This window comes from Microbacterium sp. cf046 (assembly GCF_900114345.1).
Classification (GTDB): domain Bacteria; phylum Actinomycetota; class Actinomycetes; order Actinomycetales; family Microbacteriaceae; genus Microbacterium.
Genome location: NZ_FOZJ01000002.1, coordinates 261,181 through 276,350 on the forward strand (window position 1 = coordinate 261,181; position 15,170 = coordinate 276,350).

General features: G+C 69.3%; 16 protein-coding genes. All 16 read left to right on the plus strand.

What is annotated here, in order from left to right:
* Positions 1-124: 124 nt before the first annotated feature.
* The 16 genes from BM349_RS07380 (at position 125) to BM349_RS07455 (ending at position 15,149) form a co-directional block, all read left to right on the plus strand.
* Positions 125-934 (plus strand): thymidylate synthase, encoded by an 810-nt coding sequence (locus tag BM349_RS07380; protein ID WP_091705661.1) that lies wholly within the window; start codon positions 125-127, stop codon positions 932-934.
* A complete protein-coding gene (locus tag BM349_RS07385) occupies positions 931-1,467 on the plus strand; it encodes a dihydrofolate reductase (protein WP_091705663.1) in 537 nt (178 codons plus the stop codon). Before BM349_RS07380 ends, BM349_RS07385 begins: the two co-directional genes overlap by 4 nt.
* Positions 1,468-1,477: 10 nt before the next feature.
* Positions 1,478-2,242 (plus strand): SDR family NAD(P)-dependent oxidoreductase, encoded by a 765-nt coding sequence (locus tag BM349_RS07390; RefSeq protein ID WP_091705665.1) that lies wholly within the window; start codon positions 1,478-1,480, stop codon positions 2,240-2,242.
* A gap of 44 nt (positions 2,243-2,286) precedes the next feature.
* Positions 2,287-3,264, plus strand: coding sequence for a 4-hydroxy-tetrahydrodipicolinate synthase (gene dapA, locus BM349_RS07395; protein WP_091705666.1), 978 nt, complete (start codon positions 2,287-2,289; stop codon positions 3,262-3,264).
* Between the two features lie 71 nt (positions 3,265-3,335).
* Positions 3,336-5,012 (plus strand): ribonuclease J, encoded by a 1,677-nt coding sequence (locus tag BM349_RS07400; protein ID WP_091705669.1) that lies wholly within the window; start codon positions 3,336-3,338, stop codon positions 5,010-5,012.
* Positions 5,013-5,074: 62 nt separating this feature from the next.
* Positions 5,075-5,566, plus strand: a complete 492-nt coding sequence (locus tag BM349_RS07405) for a GNAT family N-acetyltransferase (RefSeq protein WP_091705671.1) — start codon at positions 5,075-5,077, stop codon at positions 5,564-5,566.
* A gap of 111 nt (positions 5,567-5,677) precedes the next feature.
* Positions 5,678-8,323: an FtsK/SpoIIIE family DNA translocase gene (locus tag BM349_RS07410; RefSeq protein WP_091705674.1), complete on the plus strand. Its 2,646-nt coding sequence runs from the start codon at positions 5,678-5,680 to the stop codon at positions 8,321-8,323.
* On the plus strand, positions 8,323-8,895 hold the full coding sequence (gene pgsA, locus BM349_RS07415) for a CDP-diacylglycerol--glycerol-3-phosphate 3-phosphatidyltransferase (RefSeq protein ID WP_091705676.1): 573 nt from the start codon (positions 8,323-8,325) through the stop codon (positions 8,893-8,895). The genes BM349_RS07410 and pgsA overlap by 1 nt, the downstream gene beginning before the upstream one ends.
* On the plus strand, positions 8,892-9,398 hold the full coding sequence (locus tag BM349_RS07420; RefSeq protein WP_091705678.1) for a CinA family protein: 507 nt from the start codon (positions 8,892-8,894) through the stop codon (positions 9,396-9,398). Before pgsA ends, BM349_RS07420 begins: the two co-directional genes overlap by 4 nt.
* A gap of 157 nt (positions 9,399-9,555) precedes the next feature.
* Complete coding sequence (locus tag BM349_RS07425; RefSeq protein ID WP_091705681.1) at positions 9,556-9,864, plus strand: helix-turn-helix domain-containing protein; 309 nt, start codon at positions 9,556-9,558, stop codon at positions 9,862-9,864.
* Positions 9,865-9,871: 7 nt separating this feature from the next.
* The gene (locus BM349_RS07430; protein WP_091705683.1) at positions 9,872-10,096 is read left to right on the plus strand and encodes a DUF3046 domain-containing protein; all 225 of its coding nucleotides are present in this window, start codon (positions 9,872-9,874) and stop codon (positions 10,094-10,096) included.
* A 378-nt stretch (positions 10,097-10,474) separates the two neighbouring features.
* Entirely contained in the window at positions 10,475-11,527 is a 1,053-nt protein-coding gene (gene recA / locus BM349_RS07435; RefSeq protein ID WP_091705686.1) for a recombinase RecA, read from the plus strand.
* Positions 11,527-12,180: a regulatory protein RecX gene (locus BM349_RS07440; RefSeq protein ID WP_091705689.1), complete on the plus strand. Its 654-nt coding sequence runs from the start codon at positions 11,527-11,529 to the stop codon at positions 12,178-12,180. Before recA ends, BM349_RS07440 begins: the two co-directional genes overlap by 1 nt.
* A gap of 52 nt (positions 12,181-12,232) precedes the next feature.
* Entirely contained in the window at positions 12,233-13,789 is a 1,557-nt protein-coding gene (gene miaB / locus BM349_RS07445) for a tRNA (N6-isopentenyl adenosine(37)-C2)-methylthiotransferase MiaB (RefSeq protein ID WP_091707186.1), read from the plus strand.
* Positions 13,786-14,733 carry a tRNA (adenosine(37)-N6)-dimethylallyltransferase MiaA gene (miaA, locus tag BM349_RS07450; RefSeq protein WP_091705692.1) on the plus strand — a complete coding sequence of 316 codons (948 nt, stop codon included), beginning with the start codon at positions 13,786-13,788 and terminating at the stop codon, positions 14,731-14,733. The genes miaB and miaA overlap by 4 nt, the downstream gene beginning before the upstream one ends.
* Positions 14,730-15,149 (plus strand): GNAT family acetyltransferase, encoded by a 420-nt coding sequence (locus BM349_RS07455; RefSeq protein ID WP_091705694.1) that lies wholly within the window; start codon positions 14,730-14,732, stop codon positions 15,147-15,149. The genes miaA and BM349_RS07455 overlap by 4 nt, the downstream gene beginning before the upstream one ends.
* Positions 15,150-15,170: the final 21 nt, after the last annotated feature.

The following is a 15,170-nucleotide window of genomic DNA, read 5'->3' on the forward strand; positions in this document are numbered from 1 at the left end:
GCTCCCCAGGCTAACTGAATGCGGCTGAATAGGAGCAGGATGCCGCTCCTGTGACACGACGGGTCGTAACAATCGCTCGATCGGCTCCGCCCAGGGGCTGCGGGCGAGGGATACCATCGACTCGATGTCAGAGACCATCCCGACGCCCTACGAAGACCTCCTGCGCGACGTGCTCGAGCACGGCACCGTCAAGACCGATCGCACCGGAACCGGCACGCGCAGCGTCTTCGGGCGCCAGCTGCGCTTCGACCTGTCGCAGGGCTTCCCGCTGGTGACCACCAAGCGCGTCCACATGAAGTCGATCGCGTACGAACTCCTGTGGTTCCTGCGGGGCGAATCCAACGTCGCGTGGCTGCGGGATCACGGCGTGACCATCTGGGACGAATGGGCTGATGAGCAGGGGGAGCTCGGCCCCGTCTACGGAGTGCAGTGGCGATCCTGGCCGACCCCGTCGGGCGAGACGATCGATCAGATCGCCGGGGTCGTCGAGGAGATCCGTCGCAATCCCGACTCCCGGCGCCTCATCGTGTCGGCCTGGAACCCGGCCGACATCCCCGACATGGCGCTCGCGCCCTGCCACGCGCTGTTCCAGTTCTACGTCGCCGACGGGCGGCTGTCGTGTCAGCTCTATCAGCGCAGCGCCGACCTGTTCCTCGGCGTGCCGTTCAACATCGCAAGCTACGCGCTGCTCACGCACATGATCGCCCAGCAGACCGGTCTCGCGGTCGGCGACTTCGTATGGACGGGCGGCGACTGCCACATCTACGACAACCACGTCGATCAGGTCCGGCTGCAGCTCGAGCGTGAGCCGTTCGCGCCGCCCGCACTGCGCATCCTCCGCACACCCGACTCGATCTTCGACTACGAGTACGACGACTTCCTCATCGAGGACTATCAGCACCATCCCGCGATCCGCGGGGCCGTCGCGGTATGACCCGTGCTCCTCGGATCGGCCTGATCTGGGCGCAGGCGCAGGACGGCGTCATCGGTCGCGACGGCGGAATGCCGTGGTACGTGCCGGAGGACCTGGCGCACTTCAAGGCCATCACGGTCGGCTCGCCGGTCGTCATGGGGCGCGGCACCTGGGACTCGCTGGACCCCCGCTACAAGCCGCTTCCGGGACGCCGCAACATCGTGGTCACCCGGCAGGACGACTGGGAGGGTGAGGGCGCGGCACGCGCCGGCTCGCTCGACGAGGGACTCCAGCTGGCCGCAGCCGACGAACCGGAGTGGATCTGGGTCATCGGCGGCGGCGCGATCTTCGCCCTCGCCATCCCCGACGCGGATCGCCTCGAGGTGACCGAGCTGACCGATGTCGCCGGTTTCAGCCCGCTGCCCGACGACGTGCGCGCACCCGCGATCGAGAAGACGCGGTTCCGCGTGATCGAGTTCGATCCGCCCGACGGCGCGCACACCTCGCGGAGCGGCATCCGCTATCGCTTCCTCCGCTACGAGCGCGCGTCCTAGGCTCGTCCGCATGGCCAAGACCGCACTGATCACCGGGGCGAGCTCCGGTCTGGGCGCGGAGTACGCGCGCCAGCTCGCCGCCCGGCATGTCGACCTCGTGCTCGTCGCCCGCGACAAGACGGCGCTCACGGCGCTTGCGGGCGAGATCTCCTCGCGCTCCCGCGTCGAGGTCGAGGTGCTCGCCGCCGACCTCGTCGTCCCGCGCCAGCTCGAGAAGGTGGTGCGCCGGCTCGAGGACGTCGAGCGCCCGATCGACATGCTCGTGAACAACGCGGGGTTCGGGCTCGACCTGAAATTCGAGCGCAACGACATCGACGACGAGGTGCGCCACCTCCAGCTGCTGGTCGAAGTCCCGATGCGTCTCACGCACGCCGCGCTCGGCCCGATGCTCCAGCGCCGGAGCGGCCGCATCGTCAACGTCGCCTCGGTCGCCGGCTTCATCCCGCGCTCGACCTACGGCGCGAACAAGGGCTGGCTGATCAGCTTCAGCCGCTGGGCGAACGGCCGGTACTCGCAGCGAGGCGTGACCGTGACCGCCGTGTGCCCGGGGTTCACCCATACGAACTTCCACGAGCGCATGGGTCTGGCTCCCGGCGCGGAGGGCGTGCCCGGCTGGATGTGGCTCGACGCCCGCGACGTCGTCGCGGAATCGCTGCGCGACGTCGCCCGCGGCAAGGCGGTCTCGGTGCCGTCCCTGAGGTACAAGGCGATCGTCGCGCTGACACGCGTCCTGCCGGCCGACCTGGTCGCGCGGGCGGGCGAGCGCGGGCGCTGACCGCGGCGGATGACCGCCCTCCGGCGAGCCGATAGCCTGAAGCCATGACGCACACCGGCAACCCCTTCGGTCAGGTGCTCGTCGCGCTCGTCACCCCCATGACAGCCGACGGCGAGGTCGATTGGCCCGCCGTCGAGAAGCACATGGACGACGTCATCACCGCCGGCGCGGACGGAATCGTGGTCACGGGTACTACCGGTGAGACGAGCACGTTGACGGATGCCGAGAAGATCCGACTGGTCGAGGTCGGCAAGGACGTCGCATCGGGGCGGGCGAAGATCATCACCGGCGGCGGCTCGAACGAGACCGCGCATGCGATCGAGCTGTACAAGGCCAGCGAGAAGGTCGGCGCCGACGGCATCATGATCGTCACGCCGTACTACAACAAGCCCACGCAGGCCGGCGTGCTCACCCACTTCCGGCTCGTCGCGGACGCCACCGACCTTCCGGTCATCCTCTACGACATCCCCGGGCGGACGGGCGTGCCGATCAGGTACGAGACGATCGTCCGGATCGCCAAGCACCCGAACGTGCTCGCGATCAAGGACGCGAAGGGCGACTTCAGCGAGGTCAGCCGCGTGCTCAACCAGACCGATCTGATGTACTTCTCCGGCGACGACGCCAACGTCCTCCCGCACCTGTCGATCGGCGCCACCGGTCTGATCGGCGTGACGGCGAACATCGCCGCCCAGCCGTATCGGGCGATCGTGGATGCCGTCAACCGGGGCGATCTGAAGGCCGCGACCGCCGCGCACCAGCAGGTCGAGCCGCTCGTCCGGGCCGTCATGACGCATGTGCCCGGCACCGTGTCGGCGAAGTACATCCTGCACGGGCTCGGCCGAATCGGGAGCCCGCGCGTGCGGCTGCCACTGGTCGGCCCCGAAGAGTGGGAGGCCGCGAAGATCGAGGACGAGCTCGCGCTCGTGCGCGATGTTCCCGGCGCCGACTTCTCCAACTTCCGCCCCGATCGCAACGCCGCCGCCGGCGGAGCGCTGCCGAAGGTCTCTGGAACCACAAGATGATGCGACACGCGAACCGCTGAGCGGTCGCGCGCGCGAAAGCGGATGCTCCGGCATCCCGAGGAAGGTGTCTGATGCCCAGCACCGTGTACGACCCGCCCGCCCTCGAGCCGGGAACCCTGCGCGTGACGCCGCTCGGCGGACTCGGCGAGGTCGGCCGCAACATGACCGTGTTCGAGTACGGCGGCAAGCTGCTGATCGTGGACTGCGGGGTCCTGTTCCCCGAGGAGCACCAGCCCGGCGTCGACCTGATCCTGCCCGACTTCGAGCCGATCAAGAACCGGCTCGACGACGTGGTCGCGGTCGTGCTGACCCACGGCCATGAGGACCACATCGGCGCGGTTCCGTACCTGCTCAAGCTCAAGCAGGACATCCCGCTCATCGGCTCCGGGCTGACCCTCGCGCTCATCGAGGCCAAGCTCAAGGAGCATCGGATCAAGCCGTACACGCTGACGGTCACCGAGGGCCAGCACGAGCGGGTCGGTCCGTTCGATCTCGAGTTCATCGCGGTGAACCACTCGATTCCCGACGCGCTCGCCGTGGCGATCCGCACGCCCGCAGGGCTCGTGCTCGCGACCGGTGACTTCAAGATGGATCAGCTTCCGCTGGACGGCCGGCTCACCGACCTGCGCGCGTTCGCGCGGCTCGGCGAGGAGGGCGTCGACCTGTTCCTCGTGGACTCGACCAATGCCGACGTGCCGGGCTTCACGCCGCTCGAGCGGAGCATCGGCCCCGTGCTCGATCAGGTCATCGGCAAGGCGCCGCGCCGCGTGATCGTCGCAAGCTTCTCGAGCCATGTCCATCGGGTGCAGCAGGTGCTGGACGCGGCGGCCGCGCACGGCCGCCGCGTCGCGCTCCTGGGTCGCAGCATGGTGCGCAACATGGGCATCGCCGAGGAGCTCGGCTACCTCCACGTGCCCGAGGGCGTCTTCATCGACTACAAGAAGGCGCGGGACCTGCCGGACGACAAGGTCGTCTACATGTCGACCGGCTCCCAGGGCGAGCCGATGGCCGTGCTCAGCCGGATGGCCAACAACGACCACGAGATCGAGCCCGGTCCGGGAGACACCGTCATCCTCGCCTCCAGCCTCATCCCCGGGAACGAGAACGCGGTCTACCGGGTGATCGACGGACTCACCAAGCTCGGTGCGAACGTCGTCCACAAGGGCAACGCGAAGGTGCACGTCTCCGGACACGCCGCCGCGGGGGAGCTGCTGTACTGCTACAACATCCTCAAGCCGCGCAACGTGCTTCCCGTGCACGGCGAGTACCGCCACCTGATGGCCAACTCGCGGCTCGCGCAGGACACCGGCATCCCTGCCGAGCGGACGATCCTGGGTGAGAACGGCACCGTGATCGACCTCAAGGACGGCATCGCGGAGGTCGTCGGCCAGCTCGACCTCGGCTTCGTCTACGTGGACGGCTCCACGGTCGGCGAGATCACCGAGGCCGACCTCAAGGATCGGCGCATCCTGGGGGAGGAGGGCTTCATCTCCGTGATCGTCGTGGTGGATGCCGCCACCGGGCGGATCATCACCGGGCCCGAGATCCACGCACGCGGCTTCGCAGAGGACGACACCGTCTTCGACAGCGTCAAGCCGAAGATCGCCTCGGCCCTCGCCGAGGCCGCGCAGTCGGGCGTGCGCGACACCCACGCGCTCTCGCAGGTCGTGCGCCGCGTGATCGGCCGCTGGGTCAACCAGCAGCTGCGCCGCAGGCCCATGATCGTGCCGCTCGTGATCGAGGCCTAGCCGCACGCGGGCGGACTGTCGCGCGGTCGGGGCGGGCCGCTGCGCCCGGGTAAAATCGGGCGATGGCATCCTTCAGCGTTCGTGCGGCCGGCCAAGCCGACGGCGCTTTCCTCGGCGACATGGTCGTCGAGGCCGCCAACTGGCGGCCGGGCGCCGCACGCCCCAAGCACCAGGTGCTCACCGAGCCCGAGCACAGCCGCTACGTCTCGGGCTGGAAGCGCCCGAGCGACGCGGGCTTCGTCGCGCTGGACGCCGCCGGCGAGCCGATCGGCGCGGCGTGGTACCGCCTGCTGCCGCGCAGCGATCCGGGCTTCGGCTACGTCGGCACCGGCGTCCCGGAGCTCATCATCGGCGTGCGCCCGATCTGGCGCGCGCACGGGGTCGGTCGGACGCTCCTGCAGGCGCTCACCCAGCAGGCCCGCACGGACGGCTACGCGCGACTGAGCCTGAGCGTCGAGCGCGGCAACTTCGCCGTGACGCTGTACCGCAGCGAGGGCTTCGCGGTCACCCAGAGCGGGATCGGCCGCGACACGATGGTGAAGCGTCTGCGGTGAGGATGCGCCTGCGGTGACAGGTGCGTCTGCGGTGAGGATGCGCCTGCCGTGACGGGTGCCCATGCCGCGTCGTTGCGGGCGTTTCACACGCCATCGCCGTAGCGTGGGGACATGGCCAGGAGCACAAGCCCGACCAAGAACGGTCGCGCGCCCGCGAACGCGTCCTCCTCGCGCGCCCGCAAGCCCGCCCCGGCACCCAAGCGCTATGTCGGCGAGTCCGAGAAGCCGCCGCTCGTGGTCCGCGCGTGGATGGGCATCGCGCACGGCACCGGCGGCCTGTTCCGGGCCTTCGGGCCGGAGACCCTGGAGAAGGACCAGCGCCGAGACGGGCTCCCGTTCCTCATCGTGCTGCTCGCGATCGCCGGCGCGGTCGTGGAGTGGTTCTTCATCGGCAACCAGATCGCGCAGACCATCAGCGCCTACACCGCCGGCGGCCTGGTCGGCCGGGTGGCGTTCGTGCTCCCGGTGCTGCTGCTCCTCCTCGCCGGCTGGCTCTTCCGGCATCCGGCATCCGTGCACGACAACGGCCGCATCGGCATCGGTTTCTCTCTGTTCGTGCTCTCGATCGCCGGCTTCTGCCACATCGGCGGGGGCCGGCCGCAACCCCGCGAAGGGCTGCCCGCACTGAGCGAAGCGGGGGGCGTGTTCGGCTGGATGCTGGCCGAGCCGCTCGCGCTGCTGATCACCGACATCGGCGCCGGGGTCGTCCTGGGTGTGCTGACCGCGCTCAGCATCCTGATCCTCACCAAGACACCGCCGAACCGGATCGGCCGCCGGCTCGGCGACCTGTACACCTGGATGTTCGACGCCGAGCGCCCCGTGCCCGCCGACGACGCCGAAGGCGATGATGGCGCCGACGACGACCCGTCGCTGCCGTGGTGGCGGCGGAACAAGACCGGCCGCGAGAAGGACGTCGACGGCGGGATCGGATCGCAGGATCTCACCGAGCTGCTGCCGCCCGGGGCCGCGCAGGGCGGCTTCGAGCAGGCCGCCGTGACGATCCCGCCACCGCCGCCCTCGGAGGCGCTCACCGAGGTCATCGATCCGGCGATCCTCGCGGGCGGCGCGCGCGCCGCCAAGAAGGCCGAGACCGGCATCCGCGACGACGAGACCGCCACGCCGCTCGACGACGGCGTGCTCCCCGGCCTGTCCGGTCTCGGCGGCGACGGTCCGCGGCAGGCGCCGATCGCGCCGTACCGCCTCCCCTCGGTGAACGCGCTCGCGGCGGGCACGCCGCACAAAGCCCGTTCCGCCGCGAACGACGCCGTCGTCGCCTCGATCACGAGCGTGCTGCAGCAGTTCCAGGTCGACGCCCGGGTGACCGGATTCTCCCGGGGGCCGACCGTCACCCAGTACGAGATCGAGGTCGGACCCGGCGTCAAGGTCGAGCGGATCACCGCGCTCACGAACAACATCGCCTACGCGGTCGCCTCGAACGAGGTGCGCATCCTCGCGCCGATCCCCGGCAAGAGCGCGATCGGGGTCGAGATCCCCAACGCCGACCGCGAGATCGTGACACTCGGCGACGTGCTGCGCTCGGCGGCGGCCCAGCAGGCGACGCACCCGATGACGATCGGCGTCGGCAAGGACGTCGGCGGCGGGTACGTCGTCGCCAACCTCGCCAAGATGCCCCACCTGCTGGTGGCGGGCTCCACCGGCTCCGGCAAGTCGAGCTTCGTGAACTCGATGATCACGAGCCTGCTGATGCAGGCCAAGCCCTCCGATGTGCGCATGGTGCTGATCGACCCGAAGCGCGTCGAGCTGACCTCCTACGCGGGCGTGCCGCATCTGATCACCCCGATCATCACCAACCCGAAGAAGGCGGCCGAGGCGCTGCAGTGGGTCGTCAAGGAGATGGACATGCGGTACGACGACCTCGCGTCGTTCGGCTACCGCCACATCGACGACTTCAACCGCGCAGTCGTCGCCGGCGAGGTCGTCGTGCCGCCCGGCAGCGAGCGGGTCCTCAAGCCCTACCCGTACCTCCTCGTCGTCGTCGACGAGCTCGCCGACCTGATGATGGTCGCCCCGCGGGACGTGGAGGACTCGATCGTGCGCATCACGCAGCTGGCCCGGGCATCCGGCATCCACCTCGTCCTGGCCACGCAGCGTCCGTCCGTCGATGTCGTGACCGGCCTCATCAAGGCGAACGTGCCTTCGCGGCTCGCGTTCGCCGTGACGAGCGTGACCGACTCGCGCGTCATCCTCGACCAGCCCGGCGCCGATCGCCTGATCGGGCAGGGCGACGGGCTCTTCCTCCCGATGGGCGCCTCGAAGGCGATCCGCGTGCAGGGCGCATGGGTGAGCGAGGCGGAGATCGAGCGTGTCGTCAAGCACGTCACCGCGCAGGCGCGGCCCGAGTACCGCGAGGTCGCCGTCGTCGCCGAGAAGAAGGAGATCGACGCCGACATCGGCGACGACCTCGAGCTGCTGCTGGCCGCCACCGAGCTCATCGTCTCGACGCAGTTCGGCTCGACCTCCATGCTCCAGCGCAAGCTGCGGGTCGGCTTCGCGAAGGCCGGGCGCCTGATGGACCTGCTCGAATCCCGCGAGATCGTGGGGCCCTCCGAGGGCTCCAAGGCCCGCGATGTGCTGGTCAGCGTCGAGCAGCTGCCCGAGGTGCTCGCGAGGCTGCGGGGCGATGACGCCCCCTCCGCCTCCGGTGACCCGGTCGACGCGCAGTTCGACGGGTATCCGGTCGTCGACGCGGATGCGGACGGCGACGAAGACGCCTGGGGACTGACGGGTCGCGACTGATGGCCGTGCCGCGGCAGCTGCCCAACACGATCACGATCGTGCGCATCCTGATGGCGCCGGTCTTCCTCTGGATGCTGCTCGTCGACGGCGGAGCCGACGGACCGCTGCGCTGGTGGGCGGCAGTGCTGTTCATCGTCGCGATCGCGACCGACGGCATCGACGGCTGGATCGCCCGCAGGTATGAGATCGTCACCGACCTCGGCAAGCTCCTCGACCCGATCGCCGACAAGGTGCTCACCGGGTTCGCATTCATCGGCCTGTCGATCCTCGGCGAGCTGCCGTGGTGGATCACGATCGTTGTGCTCATCCGCGAGGTCGGCATCACGGTGCATCGCCTGATCGTGGCCAGCGACCACGTGGTTGCGGCCGCATGGATGGGCAAGCTCAAGACGCTCGCGCAGGCCGTCGCACTCTCGCTCGCGCTGCTGCCGCTGTGGACCGTGCTCGGCGACTGGATCTTCTGGGTCAACGGGGTCACGATGACGATCGCGGTCATCCTCACGGTCGCGAGCGGCATCGACTACGTCATCACCGAAGTGCGGGGGGCCCGTCGCGGCAGGAGCGCCGCGTGACGGATGCCGCGCTCGAAGCGGCCGAAGTGACCGCCGCCGCCGTGGTGGATCGCCTGACCGCGCGCGGCTGGACGGTGGCGGTCGCCGAATCTCTGACCGGGGGACTCGTGGTGGCCGCGCTGATCGCGATCCCGGGCGCATCCGCGTCCGTCCGCGGCGCCGTCGTCGCGTATGCGACGCCGCTCAAGCACACGCTCCTCGGGGTGGATGCCGCGCTCCTGGAGGCCGAAGGCGCGGTGCACCCGGAGGTCGCGCGGCAGATGGCCGAGGGCGTTCGCCGCGCCGCTGCAGTGGACGGCATCCCGGCCGATGTCGGGATCGCGACCACCGGTGTCGCCGGCCCGACTGCCCAGGACGGCCGGCCGGTCGGCACCGTGCACATCGCGGTCGCGACGCCGGATGGCATCCTCGTGCGGTCGCCGGCGCTGTCCGGGACCCGGCCGCAGATCCGCGCCGAAGCGACCCGCAGCGCTCTGTCGCTGGCGCTGGAAGCGCTGCGCTGACATCGACGGCGACGTCGGGAACAGACAGTGTTTCGTGTCGGTTACATTCGGCGATTCCCACCCATTCCCCAGCACACGGGATTAGATTGACCTCATCCGGTGTTGTACTGTTATCCACCCGGATACGGCGGAATCAGAAGTGAGGAGGGGGCCCATCATGATCCTGGTACGACAAGAAATCGGCGAAGTCCTTCGTGACTTCCGGCAGCAGAAGGGCCGTACCCTCCGTCAGGTCGCGAGCCGCGCCAGCGTCGCGCTCGGCTACCTGAGCGAAGTGGAGCGCGGTCAGAAGGAAGCGTCGAGCGAGATCCTCGCGTCGGTGGCGGAAGCCCTCGACGTGCCCATCTCGATCATCATGCGCGAAGTCGGAGACCGCATCTCCGTGCTCGAGGGCATCCAGACCTTCCCCGACGTGGTCCCGGACGACCTCGTCGCCTCGGTCGACGCCGAGCTCTCGCTGCGCTGACCGCCCCGTGCGTCGCAGCGAATTCGACCGCGCCGTCAAGGACGAGTTCGGCGCGCAGGGCAGCGCCCTCCTCGCGGATCTGGTGCTGGCGGACGTCGGCGACCGCACTGCGACGCAGGCGCTCGACGCCGGCATCCCGGCACGCGAGGTGTGGCTCGCGCTCTGCGCCGAGATGGACGTTCCGCTCGAACGCCGGTACGGCGTCGGGCGGCTCGAGGCGAAGCAGCGCTGACCGGGCCTTTGCCCGGGCGCTGACGGATCGGCGCCTTCGGCGCGCGTGCCGTCGTGTCTCGAAGACGCGCAGCGAACCAGATTTCTGCACGGCGTGTCGTCGTTTCTCGATGCGCGCGCTGCGCGCGCTACTCGACAACCGATTTCTGCACGGCGTGTCGTCGAATATTCGTTCGACGAATGCATAGGCTTCTGCACAGCAGGTGTCGCGAGTGCGTTTTGCACAGGACGGGTGAGGAGCGAAGACCGATGTCGGAGCCCATCCCTAGCGTGAACGACGTCAGACGACACCACACGCCTTGTCGCAGCATCCCCGCCGAGCCTCGGCACGGAGCGCGACAGCCTACAGGCGACGGAACGCGAGCATAAGGAGCACGCCATGCCATCACCCGAAAACCGCGAGAAGGCTCTCGAGTCGGCCCTCGCCCAGATCGACCGGCAGTTCGGCAAGGGATCCGTCATGCGACTGGGCAGCGACGAGCGCGCGCCGGTCGAAGTGATCCCGACCGGGTCCATCGCCCTCGACGTGGCACTCGGCGTCGGCGGACTCCCTCGCGGGCGCATCGTCGAGATCTACGGTCCGGAGTCGTCGGGAAAGACGACACTCACGCTCCACGCGATCGCCAACGTCCAGAAGCAGGGCGGCATCGCCGCATTTATCGACGCGGAGCACGCTCTGGATCCCGAGTACGCGCAGAAGCTCGGCGTCGACATCGACCAGCTGCTCGTCTCGCAGCCCGACACCGGAGAGCAGGCGCTCGAGATCGCCGACATGCTCATCCGTTCCGGCTCGATCGATCTGATCGTGATCGACTCGGTTGCGGCCCTCGTGCCCAAGGCCGAGATCGAAGGCGAGATGGGCGACTCGCACGTCGGTCTGCAGGCCCGCCTCATGTCGCAGGCGCTGCGCAAGCTCACCGGCGGTCTGAACACGACCAACACCACGATGATCTTCATCAACCAGCTGCGCGAGAAGATCGGCGTGTTCTTCGGAAGCCCCGAGACCACCGCCGGCGGCAAGGCGCTCAAGTTCTACGCCTCGGTCCGTCTCGACATCCGACGGATCGAGACGCTCAAGGACGGCACGGACGCGGTCGGAAACCGCACGCGCGTCAAGGTGGTCAAGAACAAGATGGCGCCGCCGTTCAAGCAGGCCGAGTTCGACATCCTGTACGGCACGGGGATCTCCCGCGAGGGCAGCCTGATCGATTTCGGTGTGGAGCACGAGATCGTCAAGAAGTCCGGCGCATGGTACACGTACGACGGCGAGCAGCTCGGCCAGGGCAAGGAGAACGCCCGCAACTTCCTGCTCAAGAACCCCGACATCGCCGCCGACATCGAGTCCAAGATCAAGGTCAAGCTGGGGATCGGCCAGCCGAAGCCGGTCGCCGAGCCGATCAGCGACGAGCTGGCGAAGCGCCGCCCGGCCTGATGACCGACAATCACGGTGACGGGGGCGCGCGACTGGCCCCCGTCACCTACCTCCCCGGCGCAGCCCCCGCAGACGACGCGCCCGCCCGATGGGCGATCCCGCTCGAGTCGACGCCCGATGATCACGATCGGACGGAGACTCCCGTCGAGGAGGCCGAGTCTGAGGGGCCATCGATCGAGGACGCCGAAGACCTGCTCGCGAAGCGCCTGCGACGCAGCGCGCTGTCCGAGCGCGAAGCGCGCGCGTTCCTCGTCCAGCGCGGGATCGACGGCTCCGTCGCCGAGACGACCGTGGAGCGGTTCACGAGCCGCGGGTGGATCGACGACGCTGTGCTCGCCGAGCAGCTCATCTACGCAGGTACGAGCCGCAAGGGCCAGGGCAGGCGGGCGATCGCCCAGACGCTCAGCGGTCGAGGCATCGCCCGCGACATCGCCGACGCCGCATTGGCGGCGCTGCCGGACGACGATGACGACCGCGCGCTCGAGTACGCACGAAGCAAGGCGCACGGTCTGCGAAGCTACGACCTCGAGACGGCCATGCGGCGGCTGATGGGCCAGCTCGCGCGTCGGGGCTACGGCGGTTCGGTCGCATCGACCGCGGCGCGCACAGCCCTGACCGAGCAGCGCGGAGGCAGCGGAGTGCAGTTCCGCTGAGCCTGGGTGGGCGGCCGGTCCTCCCGGCCGCGCACGTAGAATGGCACCCATCATGACCACACCGTCCTCAGCGCCGACGACGATCGCGCCGTCACCAGCAGCGCTCTCATCCGACGGTCGCGTCCGCACCTACGAAGTGCGCACGTTCGGCTGCCAGATGAACGTCCACGACTCCGAACGCCTGTCCGGATCGCTCGAGAGCGCCGGCTACCTCCCCGCCCCCCTCGGCGAGGAAGCGGACGTCGTCATCATCAACACCTGCGCGGTCCGCGACAACGCCGCCGGCAAGCTCTACGGCACGCTCGGGCATCTGGCCTCGGTCAAGCGGCGCAAGGACGGCATGCAGATCGCCGTCGGCGGGTGCATGGCGCAGATGGACAAGCAGGCCGTGCTCGAGAAGGCACCGTGGGTCGACGTCGTCTTCGGCACCCACAACATGGGCTCGCTGCCCAGCCTGCTGGAACGGGCCCGGCACAACGGCGAGGCCGAGCTCGAGATCCTCGAATCGCTCGAAACGTTTCCCTCGACGCTGCCCACCAAGCGCGACAGCGTCTACAGCGGGTGGGTGTCGATCTCGGTCGGGTGCAACAACACCTGCACGTTCTGCATCGTCCCGAGCCTGCGAGGCAAGGAGAAGGACCGCCGCCCAGGCGACATCCTCAATGAGATCCGGCTGCTCGTCGACGACGGCGCGATCGAGGTCACCCTCCTCGGGCAGAACGTCAACTCCTACGGCGTCGAGTTCGGCGACCGGCACGCGTTCGGAAAGCTCCTGCGTGCTGCGGGCGAGATCGAGGGGCTCGAGCGCGTCCGCTTCACGAGCCCGCACCCCGCGGCGTTCACCGACGACGTGATCGACGCGATGGCCGAGACGCCCGCGGTCATGCCCCAGCTGCACATGCCGCTCCAGTCCGGCAGCGACCGCATCCTCAAGGCGATGCGCCGCTCATATCGCAGCGACAAGTTCCTCGGCATCCTCGACCGCGTGCGCGACCGCATGCCGGACGCGGCGATCACGACCGACATCATCGTGGGCTTCCCCGGCGAGACCGACGAGGACTTCGCGGAGACGATGCGGGTCGTCGAGCAGTCCAGGTTCTCCAGCGCGTTCACGTTCCAGTACTCCATCCGCGAAGGCACTCCGGCCGCCACGATGCCCGACCAGGTGCCCAAAGCGGTCGTCCAGGAGCGGTACAACCGGCTGATCGCGCTGCAGGAGCGGATCTCGCTCGAGGAGAATCACGCCCAGCTCGGCCGCGCCGTCGAGGTGCTCGTCTCGATGGGTGAGGGCAAGAAGGATGCCGAGACGCACCGCCTGACCGGTCGCGCCGAAGACAATCGTCTCGTGCACTTCGAGGTGACCCCGGGCAGTGAAACCCCTCGACCGGGTGACGTCGTCTCTGTCACGATCACCCACGCCGCTCCGTTCCACCTGCTCGCCGACTCGGACGGCACTCCGCTGCGCATCCGCCGGACGCGCGCTGGAGACGCATGGGATCGTACGCAGGCCGAGTCCTGTGCGATCCCGGCGACGGGAGCCGCGGCGGCCGCTGATGGCGGCCCGCGTGCGGTCTCGCTCGGGCTTCCGACGCTGCGCGTCGGGGTGTGACGCCTCGACCGACCGACGGTCCGGCAGCAGAGTCGGGGCCACGGCTGTACGCGGTCGTCGGCGCCACGGGCACCGGCAAGTCCGAACTGTCACTCCGGCTGGCCGAGACCCTCGCGGCGCGCGGTCGCCCTGCTGAGATCGTGAACGCGGACGCGATGCAGCTGTATCGCGGCATGGACATCGGCACCGCGAAGCTCCCGGTGAGCCAGTGGCGCGGCATCCCGCATCATCTGCTCGACGTGCTCGATGTCACGGACGACGCGGCCGTGGCCTGGTATCAGGAGGCGGCGCGCGCCGCCGTCACCGCGGTCCTGGACCGCGGGGCGCACGCGATCCTCGTGGGGGGATCGGGGCTGTACGTGTCGAGCGTGCTGTTCGACTTCCGGTTCCCGCCGCGGGACGAGGCGCTGCGGGTGAAGCTCGAGGCGGACCTGGATCGTGATGGACCCGGCGTCATGTACGAGCGGCTCCGCGCGGCCGATCCGCACACGGCAGAGCGCGTCGATCCGCGCAACGGCCGCAGGATCGTGCGGGCGCTCGAAGTGCTCGCGCAGGGGGAGGCGACCCACGGCGCGACGCTTCCCGATGAGCCGGTCCCGTGGCGCGCGTCGACGATCATCGGACTCGCGGTGCCGCGCGATCAGCTCGTCGTGCGGCTCGACGAGCGAGTCGAGGGCATGTGGCGCGACGGACTTCTCGAGGAGGTCGAAGGTCTGAAAGCCCGGGGACTCGAACGGGGCGTGACCGCGCGCCGCGCGATCGGCTACGCGCAGGCCCTCGGACAGCTCGACGGTCGCATGACGCAGGCTGAGGCCATCGCCGAGACGCAGGCCCTCACGCGTCGGTACGCCCGTCGTCAGGTGTCCTGGTTCAAGCGCTACCCCGGTGTGCACTGGTCGGAGTCGAGCGCGGATGTCGCCCTGGCCCCGATACTTGGTTCATGACCTCCATCCGAGCGTTCGCCCTGCGCGACACCGAGTCCGTCATCGCCCTCTGGCAGGCCACGGGGCTGACGCGGTCGTGGAACAATCCGCACCTCGACATCCAGCGCAAGCTCACGGTCCAGCCCGAGCTGTTCCTCGTCGCGGTGGATGCCGATGAGATCGTCGGCACGGTGATGGCCGGGTACGACGGCCACCGCGGGTGGCTGTACTACCTCGCTGCCGACCCGATGCGGCGCGGTCAGGGCATCGGGCGAAAGCTCGTCGGCGCGGCCGAAGAGCTGCTGCTCGAGCTCGGCTGCCCCAAGGTGCAGCTGATGGTCCGCCCGGACAACGACGACGTGCTCGGGTTCTACGACTCCCTCGGCTACGAGCGGTTCAGCACGACGACCACCGGTAAGCGCCTCGTCGTCGACTGAGCCGGTGCGGCGGCGCCCATA

Coding starts and splice junctions, on each gene's coding strand:
- BM349_RS07380 (WP_091705661.1), top strand. CDS start 125: ATGTCAGAGACCATCCCGACGCCCTACGAAGACCTCCTGCGCGACGTG.
- BM349_RS07385 (WP_091705663.1), top strand. CDS start 931: ATGACCCGTGCTCCTCGGATCGGCCTGATCTGGGCGCAGGCGCAGGAC.
- BM349_RS07390 (WP_091705665.1), top strand. CDS start 1,478: ATGGCCAAGACCGCACTGATCACCGGGGCGAGCTCCGGTCTGGGCGCG.
- dapA (WP_091705666.1), top strand. CDS start 2,287: ATGACGCACACCGGCAACCCCTTCGGTCAGGTGCTCGTCGCGCTCGTC.
- BM349_RS07400 (WP_091705669.1), top strand. CDS start 3,336: ATGCCCAGCACCGTGTACGACCCGCCCGCCCTCGAGCCGGGAACCCTG.
- BM349_RS07405 (WP_091705671.1), top strand. CDS start 5,075: ATGGCATCCTTCAGCGTTCGTGCGGCCGGCCAAGCCGACGGCGCTTTC.
- BM349_RS07410 (WP_091705674.1), top strand. CDS start 5,678: ATGGCCAGGAGCACAAGCCCGACCAAGAACGGTCGCGCGCCCGCGAAC.
- pgsA (WP_091705676.1), top strand. CDS start 8,323: ATGGCCGTGCCGCGGCAGCTGCCCAACACGATCACGATCGTGCGCATC.
- BM349_RS07425 (WP_091705681.1), top strand. CDS start 9,556: ATGATCCTGGTACGACAAGAAATCGGCGAAGTCCTTCGTGACTTCCGG.
- recA (WP_091705686.1), top strand. CDS start 10,475: ATGCCATCACCCGAAAACCGCGAGAAGGCTCTCGAGTCGGCCCTCGCC.
- BM349_RS07440 (WP_091705689.1), top strand. CDS start 11,527: ATGACCGACAATCACGGTGACGGGGGCGCGCGACTGGCCCCCGTCACC.
- miaB (WP_091707186.1), top strand. CDS start 12,233: ATGACCACACCGTCCTCAGCGCCGACGACGATCGCGCCGTCACCAGCA.
- BM349_RS07455 (WP_091705694.1), top strand. CDS start 14,730: ATGACCTCCATCCGAGCGTTCGCCCTGCGCGACACCGAGTCCGTCATC.